At 33.9% G+C, this 8,431-nt stretch carries 7 protein-coding genes and 1 pseudogene; 2 read left to right on the forward strand and 6 right to left on the reverse strand.

Translation table 11 applies throughout. From position 1 onward, the window contains the following. Nucleotides 1-70: 70 nt before the first annotated feature. Nucleotides 71-271 carry a hypothetical protein gene (locus tag TY19_RS09885; RefSeq protein WP_042282140.1) on the forward strand — a complete coding sequence of 67 codons (201 nt, stop codon included), beginning with the start codon at nt 71-73 and terminating at the stop codon, nt 269-271. 896 nt (nt 272-1,167) lie between these two features. Here TY19_RS09885 and TY19_RS09895 read toward each other — a convergent pair. Genes TY19_RS09895 through TY19_RS09910 form a run of 4 tightly spaced genes read right to left on the reverse strand, consistent with a single transcriptional unit; the run spans nt 1,168 to nt 4,955 of the window. Beyond that, the gene (locus TY19_RS09895; RefSeq protein WP_042282144.1) at nt 1,168-2,205 is read right to left on the reverse strand and encodes a polyamine ABC transporter substrate-binding protein; all 1,038 of its coding nucleotides are present in this window, start codon (nt 2,203-2,205) and stop codon (nt 1,168-1,170) included. A 2-nt stretch (nt 2,206-2,207) separates the two neighbouring features. Beyond that, nucleotides 2,208-2,975 carry an ABC transporter permease gene (locus TY19_RS09900; RefSeq protein WP_042282146.1) on the reverse strand — a complete coding sequence of 256 codons (768 nt, stop codon included), beginning with the start codon at nt 2,973-2,975 and terminating at the stop codon, nt 2,208-2,210. Continuing rightward, nucleotides 2,972-3,841 carry an ABC transporter permease gene (locus TY19_RS09905; protein ID WP_042282148.1) on the reverse strand — a complete coding sequence of 290 codons (870 nt, stop codon included), beginning with the start codon at nt 3,839-3,841 and terminating at the stop codon, nt 2,972-2,974. The genes TY19_RS09900 and TY19_RS09905 overlap by 4 nt, the downstream gene beginning before the upstream one ends. Beyond that, nucleotides 3,834-4,955 carry an ABC transporter ATP-binding protein gene (locus TY19_RS09910; RefSeq protein WP_042282150.1) on the reverse strand — a complete coding sequence of 374 codons (1,122 nt, stop codon included), beginning with the start codon at nt 4,953-4,955 and terminating at the stop codon, nt 3,834-3,836. Before TY19_RS09910 ends, TY19_RS09905 begins: the two co-directional genes overlap by 8 nt. 372 nt (nt 4,956-5,327) lie before the next feature. Between TY19_RS09910 and TY19_RS09915 the strand changes: the two genes are divergently transcribed. Continuing rightward, entirely contained in the window at nt 5,328-6,218 is an 891-nt protein-coding gene (locus tag TY19_RS09915; protein ID WP_042282153.1) for a hypothetical protein, read from the forward strand. Between the two features lie 14 nt (nt 6,219-6,232). On the opposite strand, the gene TY19_RS09920 is transcribed toward TY19_RS09915, so the two are convergent. Together TY19_RS09920 and TY19_RS19680 are read right to left on the reverse strand one after the other, a co-directional pair. After that, a complete protein-coding gene (locus TY19_RS09920; RefSeq protein WP_042282156.1) occupies nt 6,233-7,192 on the reverse strand; it encodes a hypothetical protein in 960 nt (319 codons plus the stop codon). A 326-nt stretch (nt 7,193-7,518) separates the two neighbouring features. Then, nucleotides 7,519-8,040 (reverse strand): annotated as a pseudogene (locus TY19_RS19680) (IS982 family transposase). Between the last annotated feature and the right edge of the window lie 391 nt (nt 8,041-8,431).

Here is an 8,431-nt window from a genome sequence, read left to right on the forward strand (position 1 = left end):
AAACAATTTTTTGTTGTAAATAAAGTTTATTCTGCGTATAATATTGGTCTCAATAACCAAAGGGATCTAAATGAAGGGAAAACTTTTCTTTATGTTTCTAACTCTTTTTACCGAGTGCATTGCTTATTCATGTGACTATCAACGTCTATACACATTAAGCAGAGTCATGGAAGAAGAAGACGAGAATGATGAAGAAGAAACTTATGAAACCCTAACTGAAAAACAGATTCAACAAAACCCTAATCCTCCTTATAAAAAGTCGACAGCTTAACCTATTTAAATTAAGCAATAGCTAATCACCAAAAAATCGACTTATTAATTGGTCAATTTATACCACATTCATTTTATTAAATGTGTGGTTCAGATTTAAAATTAACCTTTATAATCCAAAATAAACTTTTTAATTTTTCTTTAATTTTTTCTGATTTTAACATTTTTCGTTAAAACTTATAAATTACATACCCATTCCCAAAAAGACTTGCACATAAATAATTCGTGAGTTATCGCTTTGAAAAAAGTTCTAGTCAGCTAGTGGCAATAACTCAATTGAGTAGACATTGCTTTTGTTTAAATTTCGAAGCAATTAGTTACAAACTAAGAAAAAATAATGAAAAATTTAATGTTTTTTTACTTTTAATCAGTTCCTTTTGTGTGAATGCAACCGAATGCATGACAAATGGTTTCTTAAATCTTTTAAAAAATCAATTTTCAAGTTCTAATGCGCAAGATTCTGATTATCTATTTAGATGCAATAAATGCCGTCCTAAAGAATCAACAGTAAAATAAAAAACTTTAGCCGGCGGGGTTTAACATCGGTTAGACTTCAAAGGATATTATTTTTTTAGTCTTTTGAATTTTTATTAATACTTTTCATCCACAAATATCATGGCCTCAAATTTAAATACATTATTCGTTAAGTAGGATGAATTGACGCGCAAACTGTTCAATCTATTTATGAGCAATTAAGCAAGTTTTATGAACAAGATAGAATAAATAAAATAACTAGTGAGGATGAACAGGCTATAGCTTCTTATTATTCTCAATTCAAAATCAATGACAAGATCATTTGGAGCCCAGCTTATATCGCAACGTTAACTTTTTTGAGCTAACAACAACCTTTTGACGACATGTAAGATCAGCTGGCAATAAAGTTTTTGAAAGCGAGCATTAGCTCGCCTTTACTTTATCCCAAGCTTTGTTGTAAAGAATCCCCTTTTCACCCAGATATTTAATCAATTCAGCTTTATCTAAAACCTCTTTCGGCATAAATAGAACAGTATTATTTTTTAATTCACTGGATAAATGCTCATAAGCAGCTAGATTTGGACTTAAAAAGAGAGAATGCTCGATGTTTTCAGCAGCTACTTTACCATCTAAAAGGAAATTAATAAATGCATGAGCCAATTCTTTTTGAATAGCTTCTTTAGGAATCACCATAAAATCCATAGAAAAACTAATGCCTTCTTTTGGATAGAAAAAATTCACATTTTTGTTTTCTTTCATAACTTGCAATGCATCCCCATTATAACCATTGACAATGAGATACTCAGCACTGGAAATCCCCGCTTTGTATTGTTCGCTTTCAAATTTGGCTAAATTAGTTTTCCAATCGATGAGCACTTGCGCTGCTTGATCAATTTGTTGCACTTGAGTTGTATTGGCACTATAGCCTAAAAATTTCAAGGCAGCGCCTAAAGTCTCCCGCACGTCGTTAAGCATTGTCATGCGACCTTTATAATTCGATTTGCCAAATACCCCCCAAGAAACTTCTAAATTTTCAACCTTGTCTTGTCGATAAACGATTCCAGCACTGGAAACCATATAAGGAACACCTAAATTGAGCAATGAGCGATCGACTTTGTTAGTATACGCAGGATCTAAATTTTTAAGATTGGGAATTAATTCTTTATTTAAAGGATCGAGCATATTTTGTTGATTCATGATTTGCATGAAATAATTGCTTGGAAAAATGATATCATAACCACCGGCTCCTAACTTTACCTTAGCATACATCGATTCATTAGAATCAAAGGTATCAATAATAACACGACAATGGTGACTTTCCTGAAATTTTTCTATGATTTCAGGTTTAATGTAATCACTCCAAATCATGATGTGCAGCTCTGGAACAGGGGTATTTTGGCATGCCGTAAAAATACTAAGGCTAGCGAACAGGGAAAGTAATAAGAGAAAGTATTTTTTCATGCTCAATCCTCTTTAGATAAACGTTGTGTAAAAAATACAAATACAAATGTCACGCCCAAAATCAGAACAGAAAGCGCATTCACTATAGGTGTCGATCCAAACTTAATCATATTATAAACATAAACAGGCAACGTCGAAACCCCCTGTCCTGCAACAAAAAAAGTAATGACAAAATCGTCAATAGAAAGAATAAAAGCTAAAAGAGCTCCAGTCATCAATCCTGGTGCTAATAAAGGAAGTAAAATCCTTTTGATTAAGGTCCAGGTATTTGCTCCTAAATCTTGTGCGGCTTCTATCAAAGTAAAATCAAAATTCTGCAGTTTTGAAAGCATAACCATCGTAACATAACTCATACAAAATGTGGTGTGTGCTATAAAGACCGTAAAAAGGCCTAATTTTACATTTACAGTGACAAAAAATAGAAGAAGACTAATTCCTGTTAGAATATCAGGAATAAGCAGCGGGGTATAAATGAGTCCATAATGAAAATTTTGTAATTTGGATTTATAAAGATGTAAAGCAAAAGCTGCACACGTTCCTAAAAAAGTCGACACAATTGTCGCAGACACACCTACGATTAAAGAATTACGTAAAGCATACCACATTTTATGCTCATTCCAAAGCCGATCATACCATTTATAAGTAAAACCAACCCATTGTCCACCAAATCGTGAATCATTAAAAGAATTAATGATTAAAACGAGAATGGGAACGTATAAAAAAATGAGAACAAAAACTGTGATCCAAAAACTTAATGGACTTTTTTTCATTCTCTGTTCCTCACTTCTACTTCAATTTTTTTTTGCCGAGTAGAAATAAAAACATAGGCTAAAAGTGGTAAAAAGATAACTAAAGACAAAAGAGCAGAAAGAGCGCTTGCTTGGGGTAAATGACGATCAACAAAGACTCTTTGAGCGATTTTATTCCCAATCATTTCACTGCTAAATCCTCCTACAAGATCCGGAATTACATAGGCACCAACGGCAGAAATGAAAACCATCATTGTTCCTGTTAAAATTCCTTTAGCTATTCCAGGAATAAACACTTTAAAAAATGCTTGGTTTTTTGTGGCTCCTAAATCCATAGCAGCTTCAAATAGCTGAAAATTGAATTTGGAAGCTGCTGCATAAATAGGAAAAACGGCAAAAGGTAAATAAGTGTAAACCATAACTAAAATGACTGAACCTAGATTATAAAGGAGAGATGTATCAGCATCTATCAGGTGAATAGAAACAAGAAAATTTTTGATATACCCTTCGGGATGTAAAAGCATTTTCCAAGCAAAAATCCGAATGAGAAAACTACTCCAAAAAGGAAGAACTAACATGAGCATGAGCAAACGTCTAGCTCGTTTTGAAATCAATGTCATCTGGTAGCCAACTGGCAACGCTAAAAGCAAACAAAATAGCGTCGTCGCTATTCCCAAAAAAATCGTTCGGAATAGTAAAACGTAATAATTAGGATTGATTAAATCTTTAATTGCTTCTAAAGACCACCCCTCGCCAACTCCTCCATAAATATTATTTGGCTTTAAAGCATAAGCATAAATGATACAGGTTGGTATCAAAAAAAATACTAAGAGCCAAATAAAAGAAGGTAGGGTTAAAACCCACTCATTTTTAGTTTTGCTATTCATTGTTATTCTCGAGCTTTTGGCATCGCTCCAAGATAAATCCATCATCTGAATGCCACCAAATCCACACTACATCTTTCCATTTAATGGGGGCTTCATCGAGAAGGAACCGACTGTGTTGTTGATTAACAGAAATTTTTCGATCTCCGACTTGAATACCAAAATGAGTATGATCCCCTTTGTAAATGACATCATCGACAATCCCCTGAAAAACATTTTGAAGAGGATGGGCCTGAATTTGTTCGCGAGAGATATGAATTTTTTCTGGTCTTACGCTAAGATGAACAGCATCTCCTTTTGATAGTTGTTTATCATTAAAACAATAAATTTGAGGAAATCCTTCTACATCAACAAGACTGTATTCCTTTTGAGTCGTCTCTTTTACCCAACCATCAAAAAAATTGGTGTCACCAATAAAATCTGCCACAAAACTACTTTTGGGCATTTCATAAATTTCTATAGGATTTCCAATTTGCTCTAAACTCCCTTTATGTAAAACAGCAATGCGATCACTAACAGCCATAGCCTCGCTTTGATCATGTGTAACAAAAATAAATGTGATTCCCACTTCATCATGAATACGATCTAAATCTAAGAGCATTTTTTGGCGTAATTTTAAATCCAATGCCGCTAAGGGTTCATCTAGTAATAAAATGCGAGGATGGTTGACTAAAGCTCTTGCAATAGCTACACGTTGCTTTTGCCCCCCACTAATTTGATCAGGCTTTTTATGTCCGTGTTCTTTCATCTGAATTAAACCCAGCATCTGCTCGACTTCTCGTTTGATTTCTGTTTCAGATCGCTGAGCAATGCGAAGACCAAAGGCAATATTTTCCCAAATCGTTAAATGAGGAAATAAAGCATAGTTTTGAAAAACGGTGTTGATAGGTCGTTTATTCGCAGGGAGTTTAGTGATGTCTTGCCCGTCAAGTAAAATCCTTCCTTGATCAGGTTTTTCAAATCCTGCCAAAATCCTTAATAGTGTTGTTTTTCCACATCCACTAGGGCCTAGAAGAGAAAAAAACTCTCCTTTATTAATAGCAAATGACACATCATTCAGGGCTATACTATCTGCAAATTTTTTTGAAACATGTTCAAAAACGATGCCTTCTACCATCAATACCTCTTTTCAAGCTAACGATTATTTTAATTTATAAACTTTTTCGCATGATTAAAAGCCTAATAAAAACTTCTAAGCATAACTCGATATTTCTAATTAGGCAATACTTTAGCAACACTCGTAGCTGTTAGCTAAAACCACCTCTCCAATTAGAAATTCATAATCTTTTTAAGAACAAATCATTAAATAAAATGAATCGCTAAACTTTTAATTACGTTTTTTCTCGTTCATCATTACATTTTTAACATTAAAAATAATGTATTTTTTAAGGAGTAGGCTTTTGAAATTTTTTTATTTTCAATACTCTTTCTTGCTCCATATCATCAACTTTAATATAATGTTGGCAATTTCTAAAAAAGATATTATCTTATGAAAAAAGTTTGTTGTGTTTTTTTTATTTTTTCTCTTTTATTGTTCTCTCCGGCATGGTCTGAACTATTAAGTTTTGATTTAAAGCTCACTAATGGTTATCGGTCCGATTCTCTGAATACGCAGCGTAAATTCTTGAAAGCATACGAGTCCTCGTTTTCAAATGATCAACTTAAACTACGATCTATCTCTCTTTATCAAGTCGGTTTCAAAGCTAATCTTTGTCTACTGAGTTTATTCGTCCATTTAGATGCCGATTATGCTTGGGCAGGATCAGGAGGATGGAAAGAAATCCAACATCTCTATTCCCAACAACATGCTCGTTTCGAATCTAGCAAACTCAAAGGAATGACTAAGGATGCTATATTGGGAGTAGGATATCAATTTAACTTGATTCCTTTTTACCGTTTAATCACTTTAAGACCCATGCTTGGATGGTCTTATCATGAACAGCACTTTAAGACATCACATATAAAAGCAAGAATCAATGATGTGTCAAAAACTGCAAATTTAGGCTATTCCAATCATTGGGAAGGACCTTGGGCCGGGATTAACCTAAAAGGTTTTTTAGATGAATTTTCTATCGACCTAGGTTATGAATATCATTGGGGGAACTGGCAATCTAAAAAAAATATACACGGCTTACAAGCGTTAAAAGATCAATTAGCTCGTAAAGGTTGGTCAAAGCACACGCATGGACAAGTTTTTTATATCGATGCAAAATGGCACTTTAATTTATATTGGTATATCGGACTTGGTTTAAAACTTCAGGAATGGAAGGTTGCACAAGAAAAGCTAAAATCTCCCAATGAAAGTGTTTTGAACGAAAAATCTCATCACACAGCATGGCGATCTTTTGCTGCAACAATAGATATTGGATTTGGGATTTAAATAATCAATCCACCTTATTTCTGCTGACTGGCTGCATTCATCAATTCAGAAAAAGCCTGTTTCATCGAGCGATTTTTGTCTTTTGGATTAATCAATAGTTTAAAAACATAAGAAACTCTCCAAATATTTTCATGAGCAGGAAGTTTAGATTGTTCAATCGCATGAACAATATCTCCCTCAAAAATGACTAAACGCATATGCTTAGCATCAGCACAAAATGATTGTTTATCATTTTTATCAAAAAAAACTGTCCCTAAACCGTATCCTGAAGTAAAAGCCTCTGATGTGGAATAAAGCATAGCCGAAACTAACCAAGGCTTGCCTTCGGATCCGTTGAAAAAAATATTAAAATGAAATTTAGGAGTCTCTGAATACAAAATGGGTATTCCAAAAGCAATGCCTTGCTCTGTATCATAATCTTGATGTTTCCCCATCTCCATACTTTCTAACGTTTTACTTTCAACTCGATTACTAGCTACAGCTGGTACGCAGAGGTCTGCCTCATACATTTCCCAAGGGAGGGTAGAAATATCGGCATGTAAACGATCCGCCAACCAATTTAACAATTTAAAAAGTTCTTGAATAGCAGGTCCAGGATTTAAAAAAAACTTCCATTTTTCTTCCGGATCCATCGCACGATCAGGTGTCTCCCCTTTTGATCGACTATTTTGATCGGCAAAAATCTTCGTCTTAAAATGTGCTTGCTTTGAAAAATTTCGTAAACTTTCCCCTTCCTCCTCGGTAAAATAGCGATCAATCAGGTAGATATCTTTTTCATTAATTAATTCATGGTTGATTAAACATTGTTTTAATCGAATGGGAGGAGATTTGAAATCAATGGATACAAAATGAAAAACCGTTGGATTGGTTTTTTCTGTTTGATAATGATAACTGATAATAGAAGCGTTTTCTTTTCTTAATTGAGGAGTTTCTAATTTGTGAAGAAGTTGAATCTGCTCTTTATTATCATCCATTTGTTTTCCTCGGTAAAATTTAAGCTGTCCTCTAAAATCTCATAATTTTGACCATAATCTCGAATTTCACCCTTGTCAATAGTTAATTAGGTATTCAAATCTATATGCCTAGGATAAACGCCTAATTTCAAGATAAAAAAAGATGACAGAAGGTGTTTAATTTCATTTCTTTCTTTAATGATCCTTATTTTTGTATCTCACTCTGTGTGAAATTGTTAAAACAAATAAACATTTTATGAAACCGTTTTTACGGTTAATGAAAAATAAACAGGACCTAATCTGAAAAAATCTTAGCTAATTCAACGCTAGTTTAACGTAAGAAACCCTCAAAAATATTCTAGGAGCTTAACAGCTTCGATTTCTGTATTTGAAAAGAACAGTCGAGGCTTGGATGGATTCAAACAATAATTAGCAAGACCTGCCATTAGATTGCTAAGAAACTTCCATCGACTTCGGTGCCGATGATGTTCTATCTGACAGCTACTCTTCAACAGATGATTCACACTTTCAATCATAGCCCTCTTTTTTAGCATGAGTTTATCCACTAATGTAGTCTATTTATTTTTCATCTTCTTCTTTACTTTTGTAAAAAGATGAATTCCCTTTTGCATTATATTATGAGCTAGTTTTTCTGAAATACCCCCTCTATCTGCGAACGCTTTTCCCTTCATCCCTTCTATCATTTCTGGAACCGGTTTGCGATTATCAAGTTTGCCAGTTGTCAACTTAAATGCTACAATTTCTGCATGATGATTAATCACAAGATGGAGCTTAAACCCAAAGCACCAACCGATGGTTGTTTTTCCCCACTTAGCGTGGCTCTTTAAAGACACGTTGGGAAGAAGCACGTTTGACGCGGGCAAACCGTTAATCCAGTAGAGTCTATCAATAAAATCCCTTCACAGATCCCTTAGTGTTCTTGGATCAAGCAAAACATCGAAAAAAATGCTTCAGAGGTGAGTTGAACAAATCTTGGGTACCCAACAAGATGAGGGAATAAATATTTTAAAGTTGTTTTTACATGGTTTAAGTAGAAGCGTTTAAATGTTCTGTCATTGAAACGATGAAAAAGAAGCAAAATCGTTAACACTTCACTTAAAAATATTCTAAAAGCTTTTTTGCGGATTTTTCTTTTCTTATATTCTATTTATTTTTGGAAACACATTTGGTGAAATTGATTAGAAAAATCATCCACAAGACAAAACAGTTTGATCATCTCTATCTCGTTCATTTTGGCCT

The sequence above is a fragment of the Candidatus Protochlamydia sp. R18 genome (genome assembly GCF_000648255.1).
GTDB classification, from domain to species: Bacteria; Chlamydiota; Chlamydiia; order Chlamydiales; family Parachlamydiaceae; genus Protochlamydia; species Protochlamydia amoebophila.